The organism is Vibrio sp. 10N.222.46.A1 (assembly GCF_041473595.1).
GTDB lineage: Bacteria > Pseudomonadota > Gammaproteobacteria > Enterobacterales > Vibrionaceae > Vibrio > Vibrio tasmaniensis_A.
On record NZ_JBFRSN010000817.1, the window covers coordinates 1 to 422 of the forward strand.

The 422-nt window shown below is 45.5% G+C and carries 1 protein-coding gene; it reads right to left on the minus strand.

The window, feature by feature from the left end:
- On the minus strand, window positions 1-422 hold a 422-nt coding region (locus AB4496_RS20500; protein ID WP_372131808.1), incomplete at both ends, for a TetR family transcriptional regulator C-terminal domain-containing protein.

Sequence of the window (422 nt, forward strand, 5' to 3'; positions counted from 1 at the left end):
GTACTTGAAGATGTCTTCAACCATTGAGTTGAGTAGTTCTGTGTCATCGCAGGTTTTTGCATAAGTGCGTAGCCCTGCAATTTGAACCTGAACGTGGCGAGCAAGTTGAGTCGGTTTGCGTTCTTTGCTGATCTCACCAAGTTCTTGCGCTTCGGCAATCAGTTTGGCGAACTCGCCTTCCATTATTTTGAGTGATTTCTTGGCTTCTTCTAATAATTCAGCGTGCTCATCCGTCAGTTCAGCTACTGTTTTAGCCAGCATACACATGCCGTTAGGCGCGCTTTTTTTCGATTCGACAACGGCACGTTTTACGAAGTTTTCTAGTGCTTTGATTGGAGAGTCGGTTTCGCTGCGAAAGCGGTTCAAATTGTGAATGCCGAGTTCGGTATAGCGAGCCAATGTCTCTTTAAACAAGCCTTCTT